This is a genomic window from Paenibacillus jiangxiensis (assembly GCF_046098255.1).
Taxonomy (GTDB): Bacteria; Bacillota; Bacilli; order Paenibacillales; family Paenibacillaceae; genus Paenibacillus; species Paenibacillus jiagnxiensis.
In genome coordinates, this window is sequence record NZ_JBJURI010000005.1 from 200,778 (window position 1) to 224,496 (window position 23,719).

General features: G+C 45.5%; 22 protein-coding genes. 16 read left to right on the forward strand and 6 right to left on the reverse strand.

Translation table 11 applies throughout. The features are described 5' to 3' along the window. Window positions 1-30 precede the first annotated feature (30 nt). From ACI1P2_RS07455 to ACI1P2_RS07465, 3 genes are all read left to right on the forward strand, one after another. A complete protein-coding gene (locus ACI1P2_RS07455) occupies window positions 31-936 on the forward strand; it encodes a phosphatidylinositol-specific phospholipase C (RefSeq protein WP_355318315.1) in 906 nt (301 codons plus the stop codon). 301 nt (window positions 937-1,237) lie between these two features. Continuing rightward, a complete protein-coding gene (locus ACI1P2_RS07460) occupies window positions 1,238-2,662 on the forward strand; it encodes a hypothetical protein (RefSeq protein WP_355318317.1) in 1,425 nt (474 codons plus the stop codon). 19 nt (window positions 2,663-2,681) lie between these two features. Further along, window positions 2,682-3,905, forward strand: a complete 1,224-nt coding sequence (locus tag ACI1P2_RS07465) for an MFS transporter (RefSeq protein WP_355318319.1) — start codon at window positions 2,682-2,684, stop codon at window positions 3,903-3,905. Between the two features lie 123 nt (window positions 3,906-4,028). Here the strand turns inward: ACI1P2_RS07465 and ACI1P2_RS07470 are convergent, their stop codons facing one another. Then, the gene (locus ACI1P2_RS07470; protein WP_355318321.1) at window positions 4,029-4,382 is read right to left on the reverse strand and encodes a winged helix-turn-helix transcriptional regulator; all 354 of its coding nucleotides are present in this window, start codon (window positions 4,380-4,382) and stop codon (window positions 4,029-4,031) included. 166 nt (window positions 4,383-4,548) lie between these two features. Between ACI1P2_RS07470 and ACI1P2_RS07475 the strand changes: the two genes are divergently transcribed. From ACI1P2_RS07475 to ACI1P2_RS07515, 9 genes are all read left to right on the forward strand, one after another. Further along, entirely contained in the window at window positions 4,549-5,178 is a 630-nt protein-coding gene (locus ACI1P2_RS07475) for a TetR/AcrR family transcriptional regulator (protein ID WP_355318323.1), read from the forward strand. A gap of 489 nt (window positions 5,179-5,667) precedes the next feature. Then, complete coding sequence (locus ACI1P2_RS07480) at window positions 5,668-6,162, forward strand: PTS sugar transporter subunit IIA (protein ID WP_355318325.1); 495 nt, start codon at window positions 5,668-5,670, stop codon at window positions 6,160-6,162. Window positions 6,163-6,201: 39 nt separating this feature from the next. Continuing rightward, entirely contained in the window at window positions 6,202-7,038 is an 837-nt protein-coding gene (locus ACI1P2_RS07485; protein ID WP_355318327.1) for a PRD domain-containing protein, read from the forward strand. 56 nt (window positions 7,039-7,094) lie between these two features. After that, the gene (locus tag ACI1P2_RS07490; protein ID WP_408976160.1) at window positions 7,095-8,489 is read left to right on the forward strand and encodes a PTS transporter subunit EIIC; all 1,395 of its coding nucleotides are present in this window, start codon (window positions 7,095-7,097) and stop codon (window positions 8,487-8,489) included. 62 nt (window positions 8,490-8,551) lie between these two features. Next, on the forward strand, window positions 8,552-9,988 hold the full coding sequence (locus ACI1P2_RS07495; protein ID WP_355318330.1) for a glycoside hydrolase family 1 protein: 1,437 nt from the start codon (window positions 8,552-8,554) through the stop codon (window positions 9,986-9,988). 69 nt (window positions 9,989-10,057) lie between these two features. Further along, entirely contained in the window at window positions 10,058-11,509 is a 1,452-nt protein-coding gene (locus ACI1P2_RS07500; RefSeq protein ID WP_355318332.1) for a glycoside hydrolase family 1 protein, read from the forward strand. A gap of 78 nt (window positions 11,510-11,587) precedes the next feature. After that, window positions 11,588-12,106, forward strand: coding sequence for an SDR family NAD(P)-dependent oxidoreductase (locus tag ACI1P2_RS07505; RefSeq protein ID WP_355318334.1), 519 nt, complete (start codon window positions 11,588-11,590; stop codon window positions 12,104-12,106). Between the two features lie 303 nt (window positions 12,107-12,409). Further along, entirely contained in the window at window positions 12,410-13,978 is a 1,569-nt protein-coding gene (locus tag ACI1P2_RS07510; protein ID WP_355318336.1) for a maltose/glucose-specific PTS transporter subunit IIC, read from the forward strand. Between the two features lie 5 nt (window positions 13,979-13,983). Beyond that, window positions 13,984-14,703 (forward strand): N-acetylmannosamine-6-phosphate 2-epimerase, encoded by a 720-nt coding sequence (locus ACI1P2_RS07515; RefSeq protein WP_355318338.1) that lies wholly within the window; start codon window positions 13,984-13,986, stop codon window positions 14,701-14,703. 203 nt (window positions 14,704-14,906) lie between these two features. On the opposite strand, the gene ACI1P2_RS07520 is transcribed toward ACI1P2_RS07515, so the two are convergent. Then, window positions 14,907-15,731, reverse strand: a complete 825-nt coding sequence (locus ACI1P2_RS07520; RefSeq protein ID WP_355318340.1) for a MurR/RpiR family transcriptional regulator — start codon at window positions 15,729-15,731, stop codon at window positions 14,907-14,909. A 270-nt stretch (window positions 15,732-16,001) separates the two neighbouring features. Here ACI1P2_RS07520 and ACI1P2_RS07525 point away from each other — a divergent pair, with 270 nt between their 5' ends. Continuing rightward, complete coding sequence (locus ACI1P2_RS07525) at window positions 16,002-16,919, forward strand: NAD(P)/FAD-dependent oxidoreductase (RefSeq protein WP_355318480.1); 918 nt, start codon at window positions 16,002-16,004, stop codon at window positions 16,917-16,919. Window positions 16,920-17,026: 107 nt separating this feature from the next. On the opposite strand, the gene ACI1P2_RS07530 is transcribed toward ACI1P2_RS07525, so the two are convergent. Then, window positions 17,027-17,968, reverse strand: coding sequence for a zinc-binding dehydrogenase (locus ACI1P2_RS07530; RefSeq protein ID WP_355318342.1), 942 nt, complete (start codon window positions 17,966-17,968; stop codon window positions 17,027-17,029). 127 nt (window positions 17,969-18,095) lie between these two features. Here ACI1P2_RS07530 and ACI1P2_RS07535 point away from each other — a divergent pair, with 127 nt between their 5' ends. Continuing rightward, window positions 18,096-18,974, forward strand: a complete 879-nt coding sequence (locus ACI1P2_RS07535; protein ID WP_355318344.1) for a hypothetical protein — start codon at window positions 18,096-18,098, stop codon at window positions 18,972-18,974. Between the two features lie 111 nt (window positions 18,975-19,085). Here the strand turns inward: ACI1P2_RS07535 and ACI1P2_RS07540 are convergent, their stop codons facing one another. The 3 genes from ACI1P2_RS07540 to ACI1P2_RS07550 form a co-directional block, all read right to left on the reverse strand. Beyond that, entirely contained in the window at window positions 19,086-19,877 is a 792-nt protein-coding gene (locus ACI1P2_RS07540; RefSeq protein WP_355318346.1) for a DJ-1/PfpI family protein, read from the reverse strand. 61 nt (window positions 19,878-19,938) lie between these two features. Next, window positions 19,939-20,580, reverse strand: a complete 642-nt coding sequence (locus ACI1P2_RS07545; RefSeq protein WP_355318347.1) for a DUF2306 domain-containing protein — start codon at window positions 20,578-20,580, stop codon at window positions 19,939-19,941. 2 nt (window positions 20,581-20,582) lie between these two features. Then, window positions 20,583-21,392, reverse strand: coding sequence for a DJ-1/PfpI family protein (locus ACI1P2_RS07550; RefSeq protein ID WP_355318349.1), 810 nt, complete (start codon window positions 21,390-21,392; stop codon window positions 20,583-20,585). A gap of 211 nt (window positions 21,393-21,603) precedes the next feature. On the opposite strand from ACI1P2_RS07550, the gene ACI1P2_RS07555 reads away from it, so the two are divergent. Both ACI1P2_RS07555 and ACI1P2_RS07560 read left to right on the forward strand, forming a co-directional pair. Further along, entirely contained in the window at window positions 21,604-22,290 is a 687-nt protein-coding gene (locus ACI1P2_RS07555; protein ID WP_355318351.1) for a response regulator transcription factor, read from the forward strand. A gap of 1 nt (window position 22,291) precedes the next feature. Next, a complete protein-coding gene (locus ACI1P2_RS07560; RefSeq protein ID WP_355318353.1) occupies window positions 22,292-23,626 on the forward strand; it encodes a sensor histidine kinase in 1,335 nt (444 codons plus the stop codon). Window positions 23,627-23,719 lie beyond the last annotated feature (93 nt).

The following is a 23,719-nucleotide window of genomic DNA, read 5'->3' on the forward strand; positions in this document are numbered from 1 at the left end:
AAATCCATTGAGAGGCAAGGTGGTACAAAAATGTTTAAGAAAGCTCTTCTGTTTGTTGCTATCGTTGTTGTGTGTGTCACATCTTTGGCGAACACATCCATGGCTTACAGCAATTCCAACTGGATGGGGGAGATTAGCGATCAGACCGCGCTATCCGCGCTCTCGATCCCGGGAACACATGATTCCGGTGCGATGTACGAGTCTATTTACGGTACGGCCAAGACGCAGGATCTCACAATTGCAGAGCAGTTGTCCAGTGGGGTCCGCTATCTGGATATTCGTACGAGACACTTTAAGGACGCCTTCACGATTCACCACGGCGCGGTGTATCAGAATCAAAACTTTGACGGCGTCTTGAATGCCGTAATTTCGTTCCTGAATAACAATCCGACGGAAACCGTGATCATGAGCGTGAAAGAGGAGCATACCGCTGCCGAAAATACACGTTCCTATGAAGAGACCTTTAATAGCTATATTAATAAAAATCCGAACAAATGGTTGATGACGGATCACATCCCTACTCTCGGCGAGGCCAGGGGCAAGATCGTGCTTCTTCGAAGATTCGCGGCCGACCAGCTTCCGAAAGGCATTGATGCAACGGCTTGGAAAGACAACACCTCCTTCACAATCAATAATGCAGCCAGCTTGAAGATCCAAGATTATTACAAAGTATCGGACCGGAACAAGAAGTGGACGAATATTCAGAACATGTACAACGAAACGAATTCGTCCAATCCATCGACGTTATACATTAACTTCACAAGCGGGTATAGTCCGGGCTTGTTCGGCATTCCGAACATTCGAGCGATTTCGGACGAGATCAATCCAAAGGTTAATCAATTCTTTACCACGAACATGAGCGGCCGATTCGGTGTTTCCGCGATGGATTTTATGACAAGCGAACTTGCTTCGAAGATTATTGCAACTAATTTTTAAATCGCAATTTATTCAACGATCTAACAATGAAAAGCTCCTAAATTCGCTCTCGCAGCGACTTAGGAGCTTTTTTGCATGCTCAAAATTCGCAATGTTCATAGAATCTGCTGCTAAGAGTCCGAAAAAGGTTTGAAATAGTAGAATAACCAGTATCAAAATGTATCCTACCATACAAAAATGATCGGACCATACAAAAAAGTGCGTACTATTCAACGGTATTGGAACTTGGTAATCTACATACAGAACAATCGATCCACAAGTGGGGCGGTCGTTAAATTACTCATAGATGGGGTGCGAAATGATGCAAGAATATCAAATTGCTTTGAAAGATAAACGAATCGTATGGGGAACTGCAGTGGATATTGAGCCGCTAATCGGCAAATATCCCGGCGATTCCATCAGACAAGGCGCGAACACGGCCCTGGATTGGAATTTGCCTGCCGGTGTATATCGGGCAAAAGAGGTTGTTGTGGAGCTGGATAAGCTGCTCGAAGCCATGCTGGTTCAACTTGGCGAACCGGTGAACAGTGATCCGACGGTGCTGCTGGACAGCCTTCAGGCCAATTTGGCGATTTCCGGGCGTGTGTCGGCATTGCCGCTTGGTCCTTTGGCTTTGGAAGATAAGGCTGGGGCTGAACTCACAGCTCAGGCGGTCCGCATAGGCGAACAATTAGTAAGCTGGGCGCGGGAAATTAATTCACAAAAGCGGGCACTAGCACAATACGGAGCAGAGACGCTCGGAGCGATGGAGTTTAGAAGCCACTGTTATGGTCATGCCTTGATCCCGGAAGCTATTTCACAGGCTTTCGGACCAACGGGCGGCCCAAGGGTGATGCAGCTATATAATGAATACTTGCACCAATTTGTTTTGCTGCGGGATGCCTTGCTTCCGTTCGCCAATTGGGAGCAGGTTCCGTTTGAAGTCAAGGAATATACGGAGTTCAAAGGATTGCGTTTTCTGGAGACGGCCCGCGAGAAATTTTTAACTCAGCTACTTGGGAAAAAGCTGACTCACAAATCGATTGTCCAGTATGCGCAAAGTGTGGTCAGCTCGGGTTTGAGCACAGCCGGTTACGGTTTTCAATACCGTCTGGGGACCGTATTGCCTGCTGGTTTGGGAGAGCCGGCCGGGACAGCGCCGCGCTATCTACTGAAGTGGCATCCCGTACAAACGATACAGGCAGCAGGAACACAAGATTTGGCCGCTGTTTCATTCGATTATGAATATGGGGATTATTATGCTGCTCCGCGCGGCGAAGCGGGAACAGGTACACTGGTGAACAAAGATACACTTCCTGTTACTGGAGAGTATTACGATCAGCCTTCCGTCGCTCGGCTGCTACCGAATGCGGAGGGTGATCGAACGATACTGCGTTTCATCCTGGAAATGGAAGGCAGCGAAATTTCTGTAGATCTTGGTCAGCTTTTCAGGGGATATCGCTTTTTATATCGGCCTCAGGGGAACGACAATGCCGAAGTAGCAGTTGTGAAACGAACATCCATCAGCTCGCATCGGGCGATAGACATTTTGTCGCATTCCGGACTGGTGACGAATACGGACGGGATTCATTTCATTCCGACTGGCGGAAATGAACTTATCGTATGGGCTTTGCTGGGCAAGCTGTATCCCGAAAATGTGGTGTTATTGGATAAAGGGGACAAGGAGGAACTGGAGGCGGCTTATGTTTCCGGCAAGGGGTTCGGAACGCAATTTTTAGTGTTGTAAGGCGGGGAGGAGATTTATTTTGACTAAACAGCAAAAGCTTCTGACTTTGAATTTATTTTTATTGACCTTTGTCCTGGGCACCAGTGAATTTGTGATGGTCGGGCTATTAACCGAAGTGGCTGCGGATATGAACATTGCCATATCGGTTGCAGGCTCCCTGGTGTCCGCGTTTGCCCTGTCTTTTGCCATAGGCACACCGGTCTTCACGGCGTTATTCAGCCGCTTCTCAAAGTATCCTCTTATCCTTACTTTGATCGGCATATTTATTATCGGGAATATAGTAACCGCAGTATCCGGGTCGTATGGCCTGCTGCTCGTTTCCAGAGTGATCACGGCTGTTGTCACTGGGGTCTTGATTGCACTCGCCATGGCTGTTGCCAGCGAAACGATGCCTCTTGAAAAGCGGGGACCAGTGATTTCCATCATTTTTACGGGTTTCACGGTGGCCAGCGTACTTGGCGTACCCCTTGGTACCTATATCGGGCAATGGGGCGGTTGGCATATGGCCTACTGGTTCACCACGCTGCTCGGAATCGTTTCTCTGCTGGCAAGCTTCGCAACCATTCCCAGAGGGCTAAAGGGAGCGCGCAGTTCATTAAAAAAACAAATCAGATTATTCGCCTATCCCAGAGTTGTGCTTGCTTTCTTTATTCCCGCATTAAGCATTGGGGCAACCTATACCGTATATACGTATTTAGCTCCTTTGCTTCAGGATGTGCTGTTTGTTCCGGCACAGTATATTAGCCTCGTCTTTTTACTGTACGGCGTCGTATCCATCTTCAGCACGTTAATCGGAGGCAAGCTGGCCGCACGTAACGGGATGGGAAAAATTCGGTATGTATTCCTGGCTCAGGCCGTCATCCTCGCGTCGCTTTATGTTTCGTCAGGTTCGCTTATCGGGGGATTGGTGAGTATCTCATTCATTGCTCTCGTCGTTTATCTCATGAATTCTACGATGCAGTTGTACTTCATTGATTGGGCCGATCAGCATGTGCCGGAGGCCAGAGACTTGGCTTCGTCCTTGACCTCCGTAGCTGTCAATGTTGGCATTGCGATCGGATCGGCTTTGGGAGGCTTTGTCACGACAAACATGAAGCTCATTGATGTTTCCTGGTTCGGCGGCATCGTGGCCATTTTGGCAGCCTTGCTGGCTTTTATGAATTATGGTTTGGAGCGGGGAGAGCGTAAGGCAAATCAAGAGAAGGATGGACTTCAAGGCCAATACGAAGTTAAAACCTCGTAATATCGATCCCCATATACAAGTGAAGAGGTACCCGAGAGGGTGCCTCTTCACTTAAATAATCAATCGGCAGGACGTGAATATGGTCTTAGATTGGAATTGCCAAACTGCTTTTCCTTATGCATGCTAATGATCAGTGTATGATACTTCATCGGGAAAGCTCTCGATATATGTCGTGCCAAATTCGCATAACATCAAGAGCATGGGGGCCAGCTGCTCGCCCAGTTCGGACAGACAGTATTCCACTTTTGGCGGTGAAACCGGATAAACCTTGCGAGTGATCAGTCCGTCGCTTTCAAGCATTTTCAGCTGCATCGTAAGCATGCGTTGGGTAGCTTCAGGAAGCAGCCGCCGCAGTTCATTAAACCGTATCGGGCCTTTGGCTAAATGATTTAAAATAGATATTTTCCATTTCCCGCTCACCAGGCCCAATACAATTTCCGAGGTGCAGCGGTAGGATTTGTCTCTGAAATTGATCATCTATCAACACGTCCCTTTCAGAAGAATTAAGCAGCAGATTGCATAAGTTTCTTATTTATGCCGAAATGAATTGTGGATCAGTCTTTCCATATATTAAGTTCTGCCAGGCTCCCTTGTCAATAAGTTCTGGATCGATTAGTATAAAAGTGATAAAGGAGGTCATCTTATGCCACGAACGGGACGTCCACGCTCATTTAACCGTGACGAGGCGGTCGCTGCCGCGATGATTCTATTTTGGGAAAACGGCTTTGAATCCACATCACTGGCCCAGCTGCGCGCTGCGATGGGGAATATATCAGCGGCGAGCTTTTACGCAGCATTCGAATCGAAGGAAGCGCTGTTCCGCGAAGCGGTGGATCGATATATATCTACTTATGGAGAGGTTTCGGAAAGCTTCAGGGATACAAGCCTGACAGCGAAAGCAGCTATGGAGCAAGGATTACGGCAATCGGCAAAGATGCAGACCGAGAACTCCCATCCCACGGGCTGTTTGTTGGTATTGTCTGCCGTGAACTGTTCTCCCGAGCAAAAGCACATCCAGGAGATGCTCGCCAAGGAACGGGAGAGAGTCCGCGGTTGGCTGGAAGATTGTATAGAACGTGCCGTAGCGAATGGTGAGCTGCCCAAATCAACGGATATCTCCATGCTGGTTACGTTATATGAAACATTTCTGCGGGGAATATCGTCACAAGCCCGCGACGGTGTTCCATACGAGGCTATTGACGCCGCTATCACTCAACTGATGCGCGTCTGGGATGCATTATCCGCCGCGCCGGGTGATCGGGAAATTGTATGATCAGGACAAAAAGAAGCGATCCTTTACCACTCACGTGATATTGGATCGCTTCTTGGTCTTTTAGCGGGAAGCTTCCAGCTTATCGGCAAACCATGTTAATGAAGGCAAGGATTAGCCCGTTGGTTACCATGCTAAACCAGACTTCAGATCTTTTTAATATCCCTAAAGGGAGATCAAGGACCAAGCTCTTAAATCCCCTCCTCGCGGCAGTTTAGGAGCTTGTTGTTTTTGGAGTTGCAAGCTACAAGAAAGGTTAATAGCTTACACGTAATGAAAGCGATTTATATTTTTGACTTTCGAAATTCAGGTTGACATATTTCGATAACATGATATCCTAAGTATAGGATTGTAACTCCTCGGAGGCATTACCTAGCTTCATTAGGTATGCCGCGAGGAGTTTTTTTGTGCGCTTTGATAGCGCTTTAAAATTGAACGGCAATGGTTGCACCTAATAGAAGTAGCATATATCAATTGGAAAAGGTGAGAATTATGTTTAAATTGTTTGGCAAAGAAAAAAAGGAAAGTAATGTTATCATGTCGCCCGTTAATGGGAAATGTATAGATTTATCGTTAGTAAACGATAAAGTTTTTGCCGAAAGGATGATGGGGGATGGGGTAGCTTTTGTTTTTGAAGATGACACTGTTTATTCTCCCTGCGCAGGAACGGTTGCTACGATTGCAAAAACAGCACATGCGATTGCAGTGAAAAATAAAGATGATGTTGAAATTCTTATTCATATTGGAGTGAATACGGTTTCGCTAAAGGGACAAGGGTTTGAAGTGTTGGTTAAGGAGAAGCAAAAAGTTAAGTTAGGGGAACCCTTAGTCAGAATAAACCGAAGTTTTATGCAAGAGAAGTCAGTGGATTTAACCACACCAATGATAGTGACAAATGGGGGCGATTACAATTTGGAATTTAAAAATATATCTCAATCCGTCACGAAAAGTGACTCCGAAATAATTGCATATAGAAAAAATGATTGAAGTTCAAGGCAACAAGCATTCATGTAAAGGAGTCATATTATGAAAGTTATTAAGAAAATTAATAACAATGTTGCCATATGTATTGATAAAAATAATCAAGAGCTCGTTGTATTTGGAAAAGGCATAGGCTTTAAACAAATGCCCTATGAAATAGATGATCTAAGCACAATTGATAGAACTTATTATGGCATTGATCCGAGTTATTTAAATTTACTGAATTTTATTCCGGAACCGGTATTCCAATTAACTGCAAGGATAGTTGATCTGGCGAAGAACAAAATTGATTATAATTTAAATCCGAATATTACGTTTACTCTGGCAGACCATTTAAATTTTGCAATAGAACGATATCGGAAAAAAATTAATTTGAAATATCCTCTGCAATCTAGTGTGGAACGTCTCTATCCGGTGGAAATGGAAATTGGAAAAATAGCGCTTCAACTCATTGAGCAAGAAATGAAGATTAAACTTCCCGGCGGGGAAGCATCAAGTATCGCAATGCATTTCATTAATGCACAATCAGCATTTTTAAATGAAAGCCATTCAACAAATAATGAACAGATAATTGATGATATCGTCAAAATAATTGAAGATTTCTTCCATATACAGATCAACACGGAAGATTTCAATTATATGCGATTTGTTACACACATTAAAACACTGCTGAATAAGAAAGGTGAGGATATTGAAGCGGCAGATGAGTACAAGAAAACTTATGATTCAATGAAAAAACAATTTTCCAAATTCTCACGTTGCGTAGACAAAATAAAAGAGTACTTCATGAAACACCATGATTGGAACCTTAATGAAGAAGAATTGTTATATCTAATTTTGCATGTAAGCCGATTGTGTACGAGAGAACGGTTGAACAATTAGCGATCATGAAAAGTTATGGGGAAATGAATAAAACTCTAAAGGGGAATGCGAATATTATGGCTCAAAAAAAGAGTTATGATGAATTGGCAGAAAAAGTTTTAGAAAATGTTGGTGGGAAAGACAATATAACTTACATTACACATTGCGTAACAAGATTGAGATTAAACCTTAAAGATCGAAGCTTAGCAAATTCAGAAGAAATAGATAAAATCTCTGGAGTAATCGGAAGTCAATGGCAAGGTGATCAATTTCAAATCATAATAGGACAGACTGTTGGGGATGCATATAAAGCCGTTACTGAAAAAGGCGGTTTTGATCAAAGTGAATCTTCCGAAGACTCTGACAATAAGAATTCAGATAATAATCGGAAAAAGAAAAAATTTAGTTTTAATACTATACTTGATGGACTTGCAGGTAGCATTGCTCCTGTCATCCCCATACTCATTGGCGGCGGTTTAATAAAAGTATTGGTATTACTGCTAACTTCCTCCGGACTTTTATCTGCTGAAAATGCTACTATCGCTATTTTATCCATGGTAGGAGATGCTGCGTTCTATTTCTTGCCTGTATTTGTAGGCTATAGTGCTGCCCAAAAGTTTAATACAAGCGTACCGCTGGGAATGTTATTTGGCGCTCTACTGATTGATCCCACATTTGTTTCTAATATAACGAACGGAGTACCAATGAGTTTTATTGGAATTCCGATCAAATCAGCTTCATACGGTAGTACCGTTTTTCCAACAATAATGATCGTCTTTATTATGTCATATGTTGAAAGATTTATTAAACGCATATCTCCGTCAAGTTTAAAATCATTATTTGTACCTGTTGCAGTAATTCTGATTATGACACCTGTAGCTTTGTGTGCAGTAGGCCCATTGGGTGTAATTCTCGGAGAATATATTACATCAGCTATTATTTTCTTACATGATAAAGTTGGATTCCTTGGTGTGGCAATTATGGCATCGCTATTTCCGTTGCTTGTTTTAACAGGTATGCATACGACATTAACACCGTATTTGGTACAAATGATCGCCTCGGCAAAATATGAACCAATGGTGATTATCGGTAGTTTGATTACGAATTTCGGAATTGGCGCAGCTTGTTTAGCTATTGCAATAAAAGCTAAAGGAAAAAGTCTAAAATCTAATGCTGCTTCATGCGTAGTAACTGCCATTGCTGGTGGAGTCACTGAACCTGCTTTATTTGGTATTATACTGAAGTTTAAAAAACCCTTGTATGCTGTGCTTATAGGGAACTTTGCCGGAGGTATATATGCAGGTCTTACAAAAGTATATGCCTACGCTTTTGCGGGAAGTGGTGGTATTTTCGGGTTACCAACTTTAGCAGGTCCTGTTACAGGCAATGTTATAAACGGTATTATCGCTATACTAATAGGAATGGCTTGCACATTTATAATGACTTTGGTACTGGGATTTGAAGAAAAGTAGAAACTCCCGGTTCAAATAATTTAATGTGATAACCATAAATAAAATTAAAGGAGAGAGGCTTTATGAATTTTCCTAAAGACTTTTTATGGGGCGGAGCTACAGCCGCTAATCAATGTGAAGGTGCTTATCTTCAGGATGGTAAAGGTTTATCCATTGTTGATGTAATGACAGTAGGAAGCCATACCAAATCCAGAATGATTACTACTGATATTAAGGATGGGGAGTATTATCCAAATCATAAAGCAATAGATTTTTATAATCGATATAAAGAAGATATTGCACTCTTTGCTGAAATGGGATTTAAAGTATTCAGGATGTCGATAGCATGGAGCCGGATCTTTCCTAATGGAGATGAAAAAGAACCAAACGAACAAGGATTGAAGCATTACGATGAAGTCTTTAATGAATTGCACAAATACGGAATAGAGCCGTTAGTTACAATCTCCCACTATGAGATGCCCCTTAGTATGGCCAAAAAATTCGGTGGCTGGAATGGTCGAGAATGTATTGATTTATATGTGAAATTTTGCGAGGTGATTTTTGAAAGATATAAGGATAAAGCTAAATACTGGTTGACATTTAATGAACTCAATACATCTACGATAGAAACTGCAAGCTGGTTAAACCTGGGTGTGCTAAAAGAAGAGAAAGATACAGATTTTATGAAACAGGAAGTACCCTTACAAGTTAGGTTTCAAGGATTGCATCATCAGCTAGTAGCGAGTGCAAAAGTTGTCAAAATAGCACATGAGAAATATCCTCATTTCAAAATGGGGAGCATGATGGCTTATTTTGCAATATATCCATTAACTTGTCATCCGGATGATATGCTTTTAGTTCAACAAAAAAGTCAAATCAATAACTATTTTGCAGCTGATATTCAAGTAAGAGGCTATTATCCGAGTTATGGAAAAAGATACTTTGAAGAAAATAATATTGTAATAAAAAAAGAACGAGAAGATGACCAGATTTTAAGTGAAGGAACCGTCGACTTTATATCGATAAGTTATTATATGAGTTTCTGTGAAACAACTCAACAAAACGAGGCGGTCGTTTCTGGTAATATGATGGGAGGAGTGAGAAACAAATATCTCGAAACGAATGCTTGGGATTGGCAAACCGATCCTAAGGGATTGAGATGGTCTCTCAACAATCTCTACGATCGCTATCAAAAACCATTGATGATAGTCGAAAATGGTTTTGGCGCTCATGAAAAACTCGTAAATGAAACAGTTGAAGACGATAATCGTATTGACTATGTTCGTGACCATATTATTCAAATGAATGAAGCTATCAAAGATGGTGTAGAACTTCTTGGATATACAATGTGGGGTTGTATTGATTTAGTAAGTGGAGGAACCGGTGAAATGAGCAAACGATACGGATTTATTTATGTAGACTGTGATGATTACGGAAATGGAACTATGAAGAGGTACAGAAAAAAATCTTTTGACTGGTATAAAAATGTTATTTCATCGAATGGTGAACAACTAGATTAATTAAATTTGAATTACTAATTCAAATTATAGTTTATTTTTAATAATAAGATACATCAAGGAGGAAGAAATATGTCATTTCCTAAAGATTTTTTATGGGGCGGAGCAACTGCCGCAAACCAAGTGGAAGGAGCTTGGAATGTAGGAGGAAAAGGGCCCTCTACACAAGATCATTTGACACAGGGCTCAAAAACGAGCATTCGTAAGTATACAGAAACGATTGAAAAAGATGTAATCTATCCATCTCATGAGGCTTCAGACTTTTATCATCATTATAAAGAAGATATTGCGCTGTTCGCAGAAATGGGATTTAAGCTTTACAGAATGTCGATTGCCTGGAGTAGAATTTTCCCTAATGGGGATGATAAGGAACCAAACAAGGAAGGAATAGAGTTTTATCGTTCAGTATTTCAAGAACTTAAAAAGTATGATATTGAACCATTAGTCACGTTGTCTCATTATGAGATACCATACAATCTAGCCGTAAAGTACGATGGATGGGCAAATAGAAAAACGATAGACTTTTTCGTAAAATACACCGAGACGGTTTTGAAAGAATATAAAGGCCTTGTGAAATACTGGCTTACATTTAATGAAATCAATTCTCTCTCTTTGGTAACCGGGGGTTATTTCAATGGGGGAATCATGTCTATTGCTGGAGGTTTTGGCCCAGAAGAGTATCCACAAGAGACTTCAGAACAAACTAGTAGACGTCTCACTGCCCTTCACCATCAATTTGTGGCTAGTGCAAAAGTGGTGAAACTTGCGCATGAAATCGACAGTAATTATTCCATGGGTTGTATGATTGCCGGTCTGACTTCGTATCCTTATACACCTAACCCAGATGATATGTTAGCTGCCCAAAAACAAAAACGTGAACAACTCTTCTTTGCGGGCGATATACATGTAAAAGGTGAATATCCTTACTACATGGAGCGTTATTTTAAAGAAAATAGTATCACTATTCAAAAAGAACCTGGTGACGATGAGATTCTTAAGTCTGGGTGTGTAGATTTCTTTACCTTCAGTTATTACTCAACAGGCTGTATTAGTACTGACCCTGAAGCTGAAAAAACTGGAGGAAACCTGATATTTGGTGTTAAAAATCCTTACTTAGAAACTAGTGATTGGGGTTGGCAGATCGATCCAAAAGGGTTAAGATTCTTCTTGAATGAATTCTATGACAGATACCAGCTTCCAATTATAGTTACTGAAAATGGATTAGGGGCATCGGATACTCTTGAATCTGACGGAACTGTGCATGATCCATATCGTATTGAATATTTGCGCAAGCATGTTGAGCAAATGAAAGAAGCCATTAATGATGGGGTCAAGCTGATTGGCTATACTGCATGGGGCTGTATTGATATTGTCAGCTTAAGCACTGGAGAAATGAAAAAAAGATACGGAATGATATATGTTGATAAAGATGATAAGGGAAATGGTACGTTGAAACGTTATCGTAAGGATTCATTCTATTGGTATAAAAAGTGTATTGAATCAAATGGTAAAGATCTTAGCTAGTATAAGTTAATTAGGCACAATAAATATCTAAGTCGCATAAAAATGGGGTTTTTAGGCATGTTCATGCGACTCAGTATTATGCGACTTTTGTTTTTTATGCTGGTTGTCCCGAAAACTATTTTGTTGTATAAGACACGGCTGGTTGCAGTGATGACTCCATATAAAACAAAAGAATCAGATTCCGTTTATTCATCCGTGTCTGCGTTTCTCGGCATGAAGGCCGTATTTCAGTCCATGAGAAAAACGAAAAATGGTTCGATCGTCAATATTTCCTCACTTGCCGGTCTTGTTGCGAACAAGGAACAGGTCGCATATGTCGCTTCCAAATTCGCCGTGAGAGGGATGACCAAGGTGGCGGCGCTCGAATTTGCGAAGAATGGCATTCGGGTAAATTCTGTGCATCCCGGATTTATCGAAACGCCAATGATCCGGCAGGACAGTACGGAAAAATTGGCCAAAACGTTCGAAAAGCAGATTCCGCTCGGAATCGCCCGGCCGGAAGAAGTATCGAATCTCTTTCTGTTTCTGGCTTCCGACGAATCCAGCTATTTAACCGGTTCGGAGTTTGTTGTAGACGGAGGATTGCTTGCACAGTAGGATCAGGATTTATGATCGTTTTGGTAAGCGATTTTAATATCAATAGAAGTACAGGGAACGATGAATAAATGCCCATTGGTCTCTGTTTTTTAAATTTGGGCAGGGGAACGCAAGGCATCAGTTGATTGACAATACACTCCCAAAAGCTCCTGAATTCGCTCTTGCAGCGATTTAGGAGCTTTTTGCTTTTTCGGAGGCAGAGGGATACCTTACACGCCAGGAAAGCGATTTATATTTTTCTTGACGAAAATTATTTTCATATTTATTATTTATATGAAAATAGATTTAGAAGGGTGGTCCCTCATGAAACGATACTTTGAGAAGGCGCAAAAATTCGGCAAGTCATTTATGCTTCCGATTGCGGTACTGCCTGCTGCCGGTCTTTTATTAGGCATCGGCGGCGCATTATCGAATCCAAATACGATCAACTCGTATCCGCTCCTGCAAATCACCTGGCTGCAGCAAATTTTTACCGTGATGAGCAGCGCGGGCAGCATTGTGTTCGATAATCTTGCCTTGATCTTCGCCATCGGCGTTGCCGTGGGCATGGCAAGAGCGGATAAAGGAACAGCGGGTTTGGCAGCTGGCCTGTCCTACCTGGTCATGAATGCCTCGATCAACGCGATGTTGGTCAATACTGGGAAGCTGGCCTCGGACAACCTGGCAGGTGCGGGGCAGGGCATGGTCCTGGGAATTCAAACCTTACAGACTGGGGTGCTGGGAGGAATTGTTGTCGGATTGGTCACGGCGTGGCTGCATAACCGGTACAATAAGATAGAGCTTCCCCAGTTTCTCGGCTTTTTCGGCGGTTCGCGGTTTATTCCGATTGTTTCGTCCTTTGCGGCCATCTTCATCGGCATTGCTTTATTTTTAATCTGGCCGACCATCCAAATCGGAATCGCCAGCCTCGGCAGTCTGGTTGACAAAACAGGTTATGTCGGCACACTGTTTTACGGATTTTTCTTGCGCATGCTTGGTCCTTTGGGGCTGCATCACATTTTCTATCTTCCTTTCTGGCAAACAGGTCTGGGAGGCACGATGGAAGTTGCAGGCAAAGTATACGAAGGAACGCAAAACATCTTTTTTGCGCAATTGGGAGATCCCGCTACCGAGAAATACTTTATCGGCACATCCAGATTCATGTCAGGTCGTTTTATCACCATGATGTTTGGTTTGCTGGGCGCAGCGCTGGCTATTTATCATACGGCCAAGCCTGAACGTAAAAAAGTCGTTGGCGGTCTCATGCTGTCTGCTGCGCTCACTTCATTTTTGACAGGAATTACTGAGCCTTTGGAATTTTCTTTCTTGTTCGTAGCTCCGATCCTGTATGTGATTCATGCCGCATTTGACGGGTTTGCTTTTATGCTGGCACACATTTTCGAAATTACAATCGGTCAGACGTTCTCCGGCGGGTTAATTGACTTTATCCTGTTTGGCATTCTGCAGGGCAATGAGAAAACCAACTGGCTGCTGGTGCCGGTGATCGGTGTCGTATGGTTCTTCCTGTATTATTTCACATTCCGTATTTTGATCGTTAAACTGAATCTGAAAACGTTGGGCCGTGAAGATGAAGCAGCCTCTGATCCGGGGGCAGCAGCTCCAGGCAACAGTGGTACATCAACAACATCTGGAGAGTCCAGATCCGTCGCCATATTGAACGCGCTTGGCGGCGCGGACAATATTACGGACCTCGATTGCTGCGCTACGCGGCTGCGGGTTTCCGTCATCGACAAAGATAAGGTGCAAAAGGAAGCCTTTGAAGCTACAGGAGCCAAAGGTGTCGTATTTGTCGGCAACGGAGTACAGGTCATTTACGGACCTCAGGTTACGGTAATCAAGAATGAAATTGAAGAATATTTGGAAACGGAGTAATGGCAATGAATGATTTGAATAGATTGGGATTAAAAGGCGGCCTCGTTGTATCATGTCAAGCATTAGAGCATGAACCCCTTCACAGTCCATATATCATGGGCAGAATGGCGGTAGCGGCCAAAGAAGGCGGAGCTATTGGTATCCGGGCCAATACGGCAATTGATATCAAAGAAATTAAAGAGCAGGTAGATCTGCCCGTCATCGGAATTGTAAAAAGAAACTACGGAACCAATCCGGTGTTCATCACACCAACGATGCGTGAAATAGACGAGCTTGCAGAGGTGGGAGCAGAGATCGTAGCTTTGGATGCAACGCTGCGTCCAAGACCGGATGGCAAGACATTGAAGCAGCTTGTCAGCGAGATTCGCAGCAAGTATCCGCAGCTTCTATTGATGGCAGATATCTCGACCACGGAAGAAGCGGTTTATGCGGAAAACCTTGGTTTTGATCTGATATCTTCCACTTTGGTCGGTTACACAGAGGAGACAGCCGGAAGTAAACTGTATGATGATGATTTTGCCATATTAAAAGATATTGTGTCCTCTGTGAAGACTCCCGTTGTGGCGGAAGGGAATATCATGACACCGGAAATGGCGGCAAGCTGTCTGAAAGCAGGCGTATATTGCGTTGTTGTTGGCGGAGCCATCACCCGTCCGCAGCAGATTACGGAACGTTTTGTAGCGGAGATTGCAAAATTAAAGCACCCGGAATCCTCCTCAAAATAATCTGTTGGTTTTAATAAAGCGAGTATTGGTGTCGAACTTCACACCAATACTCGCTCTACTTTTTATTCTGAAGTGAGGGGATGCTCGAATCAGCGGAAAGAACGAAGCAATTCCGGAAAAGCGGAGCGGTCGCCTTTGGCCCGGAGGGTCAACAGCGATGGGAGGAATGCTTCGTTCTTGGAGCGTTCGCAGAACCCGCCACTCTATTCCGCTGAATACAGCGCCTCCAAAGTTCGCTGCCGAGCCTTCAATAAGTTCTCATCTTCAAGCAAGAGCAGGGACATGACGTCCAAAATATAAATGATGGCAAGCTGGCTGTTGATAAAATTCACATCGCCCGATCGTCCGATTTCCGGGGTGAACAGACAAATATCCGAAACCTCGGATAGGGGGGTATGGTCAAAGTTGGTGATTCCGATGATTTTGGCGCCTCTTTTTTTAGCCTGATTTAACGCCTGACTCACCTCTGTTGTACGTCCCGAATTGGACAATCCAATCACAAGATCATCGTTCCCGAGCAGGGAGGCGCTCATCGTCATCATATGTGAATCGGTCACAGCGTCAACCACAAGATTCATACGGGTGAGTCTGTATTTAAATTCCAGAGCGGAGAGACCGGAGCTGCCCAGTCCGTAAACATAGGTTCTGCGGGATTTCTTAATAAGTCCAACGACTTCTTTAATTCTTTCCGTATCCAGCATTTCGGCTGTGGCATTTACGATATCATTGTACAGATGTTGCGTTTTGATAAAAAAATCCGTATCATTGCGGGGTTTTTGGGTTTCGCGGTTCAGCCGGATTTTGAAATCGACAAACGTATCGCAGCCCACTTTCTTGCAAAAACGGGTAATAGTTGACGTTGACGTATTTGTATATGAAGCCAAATCCTTAATATTGATATTATTAATAGATTGCCGGTTTCGCATCACGTAATCAGCAATCTCTTTTTCCTTGGCTGAAAATCGTTGATATTCAAGCTGGAGTACATCTATGACACTGGACGGCATCACAAAAAGCCTCATTTCCATTAGGATTATATATCTTTCATTTTAACAGTCTGTTTCCTTGAAAACAAAACTGGACACGTTTTTGGCGGAGCGAAAGCAAACAAACGTTGCAAATTGCAGCGGAGTTGTTTATTATAGACATTAAGAGTCCATATTAGTTATGAAAAAACTACTGCTAAACGCGGTCTGGCTTCTTTGAATTACGTCGATAGACGTTTTTCTTATTCTAATCATGGATATAAAATATCTATTAAGGTGGTTAAAGAGATGGAAAAACAAATGGAAAAACAAATGGAAAAACAACTTCTCGATGTAGCGATTATTGGTGGCGGTCCCGCAGGGTTGAACGCAGCTCTCGTATTGGGGCGGGCTAGAAAAAATGTGGCGGTCATTGATGAAGGCCGTCCGCGCAATGCCGTGACCCGCGAGGCCCACGGGTTCCTTACCCGTGATGGAATTAGTCCCGGTGAATTTCGGCGAATTGCAAAGGAACAGATTAGCGCTTATCCTTCTGTATCTTTGATTGAGGATACGGCCGTGTCGATTACAGGAGAGGATGGTCAATTTCAAATTACGACTGCGCAAGGGACAACCTTTGCAAGCAAAAAGCTGCTGTTTGCCGTCGGAATGAAGGATCGTCCGCTGGATATACCGGGACTTACAGAAGTTTATGGGCAAAGCGCCTTCGTCTGCCCGTACTGCGACGGCTGGGAGTTAAGGGATCAGCCGCTTGTTGTCATTAATAGGGGAGCTGAGCTCATGCACTTCGCCCCATTGATTTCCGGATGGACGAGCAGTTTCACGATCTGCACGAACGGCCCGGATGAATTGACAGATGCTCAGCGTGAAGAGCTTCAGCGGCATCAAGTTCCTGTATTCGACTCACCGATCCGGCATATTGATTCACAGGACGGAATCGTGCAGCAGGTTGTTCTCGAAGATGGGACGGCCATCCCATGCCGGGGGATCTTTTTCAAACCTGATCTGGTCCCAGGCTCTGATTTGCCGCGAGCCATTGGGTGCGACATGATGGAAGCGGGGATCGTGGTGGTCGATGAATTCGGAAAAACGAGCGTCCCGGGTGTCTACAGCGCAGGAGATGCGGCATCGCGCTTCAATCAGGCTATTGCTGCCGCCTCTATGGGCTCACTTGTGGCCGCGATGATAAATAATGAACTGAATATGGAGGCCTGGAAGCGAGAAGGGTGACGATGGGAACGATTCCTTGCGCTCCCTGCTCGAAACGAGTCAGGGAGCGCCGCTGGTTTGCAGATCAGTTTTTGGATTCCAGGCATCATCATTGCAAATCTTTACAATCAATCGATGTGAAGCACGGCTTTGCCGGAGAATTTCCGCTCCATCAGATCGCGGGCGACGGTGTCAATTTCGGTCCAGGGCGCCTCAACTTCGATCCGTGGTGTTAGACGGCCGTCTGCGACCAAGCGGGCCAGCAAGCCTAAATCGGCCGCGGCTGATTGATGAGTGAGCTCCTCTCCGAGAAAGAAGCTGTACAAGGTTCTTCCGCCGCTGGTCACCATATTCATCATATCGATCGTCGCAGTATTTGAAGACGAGAATCCAACCGCGACGCAAATGCCCTGCGGCGCAAGCTGCGGCAGCAGAGCAGCCAGCGTATCGCCTCCTACCGAGTCGATAATCAGATCATAAGACCCGAATCTGCGGGCTGATGAAATTCCGGAATATCCAACGATCACTTCGTTGGCCCCGGCCTCCAGCACAAGCTTGACCTTCTCCTCCGTACTGGCCGTACCTACGACGAACGCGCCGGACTGGGCAGCAAGCTGATGGGCGAACAGCCCGACACCGCCGGTAGAGCCTGTAATGAAAATTCGCTTGCCGAGCAGCATGCGGCCTTTGCGCAGCGCATTAAGCGCCGTCAGGCCGGCTACGGGCAGGGTTGCCGCCTCCGCGAAGGTGAGCTTGTCCGGAATTTCGGCCACCATCGATATGGGAGCGGCAACTTGCTCACTCCAGGCCCCCATCGGGAGCAAGCCGACGACCCGTGCTCCCTTTTGCGGACCTGTGCCGCTCTTGGCCGGCTCGATGACAATCCCGGCGAAATCCCAGCCGGGGCGATAGGAAGGTTCCTGATCCTTGGCGTCTTTCACTTCACCGCGATTGAGAGAGAAGGCTTTCACCTGCACGAGTGCTTCCCAGGGCTGGGCTTGTGGAGCATCAACTTCCTTGAGCGTCAAATATGACGGGGCAAGCGGATCAACTGCAATGGCACGAATCATATGTTATCTCCTCCATGAATTGGTTGTGTGTCATTAGATGACTTTCGATTTCGTTGAGGAGTATACTTTAATTAAATGATCACCCCAAGTGCAGAACTACACTTCGTAAAAAGAAGGGGAGAGGAAGATGGATATACATACGGAGAATTCCAGACTTAAAATCGTATTGGGAGAGATTGAAGCGCTGCGGATGAAACGCCAGCGGCAGCTTGCGGATCGGCCTCATCCGTCCTTGAAGCGGTTCACACAACAGGAGCTGAATGACGAGGCATTCCATTCGTATAAAAATCTGCTGGTCGGACGTTCCCGCCGCATACCGGATCGTCAGACGATGATGAGCATCGCTGAGTATCTTGAGTGCACATCCGACGAACGCAACGATCTGCTTTTGGCAGCCGGCTACCTTCCAGTCCAGACCGAATTGGAGGGACGGGCGCTGGAGCGTGCGTTGGAGTGGGCGCAGCAAACGATGAGGGCCATTCCTTTTCCCGCCATGATCATAACACATACACAGGACATCAAAGGAGTTAATGAGCGGTTTCGCCGCTTGTTTGATATCCCTCTCGATCGTTCGTACGACGGCTTTATGAACAGGGTTGATTTTCACTTTAATCCTGATTTGCCGATCCGGCCGCGCTCCACTTTCGACAAAGCATCGTACGAGCAGTGGGAGGCGCACGCCATAAACGGAATAAATGCCTTCAAGAGGGAGCATATACTGTCCCGCTATGACGCTTGGTATCAGAAATTGCTTTACAGAGTTCAAAAATATAACATGGACGAATATTTAACTATGCCCGATGCAGGGGAAGAGGCTGATCACACGCAAACCATATTGGCCAGAATGGAAAGCTCCGGCGAGCTTGTTCCCGTTCGCTACAGGCAGGTTTCCATTTCCGCAGTCAGCCGTGTATATCCGCAAATTGAGGTTTTTCTGCCTGTCGATGCTGCCGCGCGTCAAGTTTTCAAGGACTTGGGTTGTCCTGCCAATTGTGAATTCGTCTAACATGAAAGAACAGGAAACGAATGTAAGGGCCCTGACGAACCAGCGTCCGGGCCCTGTTGCTGTATAGGAACATCCCCGGTTCGACGGGGGATTCAGGAAAGCTCCTAGCTATTATTTTTTTTCAGGCACAGCCTGACTCTTATTAAAGTTGACTGGCGCAATGCCTTCTGCCCGCCACACCGTTCCTCTTTGCTCGTACTCAAACAAATTTTCTACGGAATTTACGATTTGCGGACCAAGCTCACGCTCCACCAAATACAATGCCACGTCAAGCCCTGAAGTCACGCCTCCCCCGGTCACAAGGAGAGGATTATCTTCCACGACTCTTGCTTCAACGGGAATTGCCCCGGTGGCTGCCAGCGCAGGCATGCCAATTTGATTGGTAACGGCATATCTGTCTTTCAACAAACCTTCCATAGCAAGCAGCAAGGAGCCTCCACATACGGTAGCCACAGTGACTTCCTTATTAGCAAAAGCTTGCTTCATCATACCCGGCAGGGCAGTCCCGTTAGCTTTCATTAATATATTCGGGATGGAATCCTCCGCATTGCCTGCCGGTTTGCCTGCCGCTCCGGGCACCACAATAATTCCAGGACGATTCGGGTCCAATGCAGCTTCCGCTTCGAGGGCAGGGCCATTCAGACCGCTCGGGACGGAGCGCTTGCCTTCTGCGGATACCAATTCCACCGTAATTGCCCCTCCGGAGTACATTCCCGCGGCAGCGAATACTTCATAGGGACCCATGACGTCCAGCAGATCGAAACCGTCGAATAATACGATTTGTACATGTATATTTTTGCTCTTGGCTGCATCATTGCTTTCTTGCCCTTGAGCGCTTTCTGCAGGGACTGCCAGAGTGAGAACCAGTGCCAGTGACATGAATAGTCCAACGATTTTTTTCATTCTTATATTTGATCCTTTCATTTCAATTAGCTCAGTGCATAAACGGAATGAATCCGTTTCCTTAAGCGATTTTTTCTCCAGGCTGACCGATTGTTCTGATAATGATTTCAGGAATGACGAGCAGCAGCACAATAGAGCCGTAAACGCCAATGATATAGCTAGTGGCGTAAACAAGGCCGAATCCCTGATGAAAAAGGGTGGTGATCAGATGAATGAACATATTCGTAAAGCAAAAGGCGTAACTGCGGATCATCCAGTTCCGGTGGCGGATCATCTGTTTCTTTTTGATCTGTACAAGCGCCATAATGGTTATAACCGGCCATATCATATTGATCAAATTGAAGCCGATACTGCTTATTCTTCCTCCGGTAGCGTAAGGCGCCATGTATCCGGAGGTCAGCACGACAACAAACACGGACACGATATAAACGTAGCCGTTAATGCGATGGAACCTGCGGCTTTTTTTAAATATTCGATTGGAAAAATTGAGCAGCCCCGACGCCATGGCGATACAGGCAAATGCAACATGAATATACATCACGTTCAGCCAGACAGGGAGATTAAGCTCGCGCCTGAGTCCGGTTTTACGGCTTAAAAATCCTGCCGCTCCGGGATCGATCATATAATTTTTCACCAAGGCGTATACGATAAACAGAATGCTGATTACGGTCAAAAGTCTGAATAATGTTCTTTGTTTCTGCATAGTCAGGAAACTCGTTTTCCTGTTAATTTGGATGCGGGCAGTATACCAGCTTTGGCAATTCCGGTCATGTCATCGCTGTTCGCTGCAACTTCGAATTTCAGATTTAAGCGCATGGGTTTGGTGATACGAAGCGACCAGGAAAGCATGTTGTCCTGAAGTACAGGGTTTATCAATGCGACGGTTTCATCTCCTTGTGTTGCCGTTCCCCGCCGTTCAAATTCAAACAGCTGCTCTACCGCATGTGCGATACGCGGCCCAAGCTCACGTTCCACCAGATACAGTGCTACATCAAGCCCAGAGGTTACACCGCCCCCGGAGACCAGATTGCCGTCGTCCACTACCCGTGCCGAGACGGGAATCGCCCCGGTTGCCCCAAACACATCCATGCCCATATGATGGGTTACCGCCGATCTGCCTTCCAGGAGTCCTCCCATGGCCAGCAGCAGGGAGCCGCCGCATACCGTGGCGACGACGATGTCTTTTTGCCCTAACGCCTGCTTCATCATGACAGTCAATTCTGTATTCATGGCCCGCCCCAGAATAGTAGGGATTGAATCAGGGCCATCACCTTCAACGGCACCTGCTGCACCGGGCACGAGAATGATGCCTGCATGTGCCGGATTCAGTCTGCCTCTTGCTTCAATTTTTAACCCGTCGATGCCGCTGGGCACGAGTCTGGGCCCTTCAGCGGTGACGAATTCCACACTTAGAGCGTTGTCAGTATGCGTCGCAGCAGCGTGAAAAACTTCGTAAGGCGCAATGGCATCCAGCAGATCGAAGCCGTCAAACAGCACAATTTGAACCTTTAACATCCATAAATCCTCCTTTATCCGTTTCTGCGCAGGACAAGTCATTACCCGCGGTATTGGCCGCCCGTGTTCGCATAGAGAATAGTAACAAACAGATATCTCAAATGAAGCTGTAAAAAAGTCACAAAACAATAAACATTTCATCACAAATCAAGTAGTGGCGTTAGCTTCTTGCGGCAAAAATGTTAAACTGGAATCCGAAGGTGGGATAGTCATGAGCGAAGCAACGACAATACTGGTTGTAGACGACGACCAAAGCATATCCGAGCTATTGAGGGATTTTTTAGAGTTTGAACATTTTCGCGTGATCACCGCTTGTGATGCCGCTCAGGCGTGGGACGTGTTTGAGCAAAATTCCATAAACTGCATTATTCTGGACATCATGATGCCGGGACAAAACGGGTTTGACTTATGCCGCCGGATTCGTGGGAAGAGCAGTGTTCCTATCCTTTTCCTGAGCGCGCGCAGCGATGATGTGGACAAGATTCGCGGACTGACGCTCGGCGGTGATGATTATATTGTCAAAAGCTCTTCCCCCGGTGAGATTGTAGCGAGGGTAAAGGCTGTATTGCGGCGTTCCGCTGCTCAGCAGCAAATGGATGTAAAGAGTCTGGATTTTGGCCGCATCAAGCTAAATCTGTCCACAAGAGAAGTGATCGTGGATGGGAGAAATGTCGTGCTCACGCCGAAGGAATATGAACTGCTGCAATTATTTGCCGAGCATCCCAGACATGTTTTTACATATGAACAGCTGCTGGATAAATTTTGGGACGGGGTGGGCGACAGGCATACGATCCGGGTGCATCTCGCCCGGCTGCGCGAAAAAATCGAATCCGATCCGAACCATCCGCAATATCTGGTCAACGTATGGGGAGTAGGCTATCGCTTCGAGGGAGGATAACATGGAGACACTTCGTATTCGCACATTTACTTTTCTGTGCCTTTTCTTCATACTGCTGGTGCCGTGGATCTTTTATCTTACAGCTCATTTCATGGAGACCAATACGCTCAGAATCACAGAAGATCGTCCGCAGGATGAGCTTATGCAAAGATACTTGACGGAGATCACTCACCTGATCGAAACGGGCGCGGATAAATGGAAGGACCGGAATTGGCAAAATCAATTGGACAAAGAGCTGCAGCAAGGGAACATGGACGTGACTATTTTCTCTGCGTCAGATCAGGCGATCTACCAGTCTAATCCGGAGCGCCATGGCAGCTTGTCGTCAGTTGAGCAGTTCTCCGTCATCGAGGATGGCCAGTTACGGGGAAGAGTCGTCATTTACCTGCCGCAGGCGCCAAAAACGGTTCAGACGATTTCCATGTTGGCCGGATTTTCATTAGCATTCTTTGTCGTCGCTATGGAAATGCGCAGGTTCCTGCTGAAGCCGCTCGAAAGGATGAGCTTTGCAGCCAGACAAATCGCAGCTGGACATTGGGATGCGGAGCTGCCCCGGTCCAGGATCACTGAAATCGCTGCCGTACGCGATGGATTTGCAGTGATGGTGAAGGGGCTGCAAAAAGCTTTTCGGAAGCAGGCGGAATTGGAGGAAGAACGCCGCTTCGTGATTGGTGCTGTTGCGCATGACTTGCGGACTCCGCTGTTTGCTTTACGCGGTTATTTGGACGGACTGGAGCAAGGCATTGCCCAATCTCCGGAGAAAATGGCGAAATATGTGACAGTATGCAAGGAAAAATCAGCGCAATTGGACCGGCTGGTGGAGGATCTTTTCACATTTACAAAGATGGAGTATCTGGAGACTGGGCTTAACCAAAAAACAGTTGATTTCAACATCATCATTCAGAAGTCCATTGACAGTTTAAGCCCGCTGGCTCGGGAAAAGCGCATTTCGATCACAAACCATGCCGCGGGCGGCTGCTTCATTAGCGGGGACATGCACTTATTGGAGCGCGCCATCAGCAACCTGTTGGATAATGCCGTCAGGCATACTCCTTCTAATGGTGAAATTGTTGTTCAATGTTATGCGGATCATGAGCGGGTAAAGTTCGAAATACGTGATACAGGGCCTGGTTTCTCGGCAGAAGAACTGCAGCGGGTGTTCGAGCCTTTATATCGGGGGGAGGTGTCCAGGAATCGTTCAACCGGAGGCAGCGGATTGGGGCTGACGATTTCGCAAAAAATTATCAGGCAGCACGGAGGCGAGCTTGCCGCAGGCAACCATGCTGAGGGTGGAGCACTGCTGACCGGCTGGATACCTGTAAACCGTACAGGATAAAAAGATATCATACAGCCTCTCTGTAGCTGGGACAGAATCATCTTCGAGCATACACCGGAGTCTGTGATATTTTCTGTTGTTAAAAACCGCCGC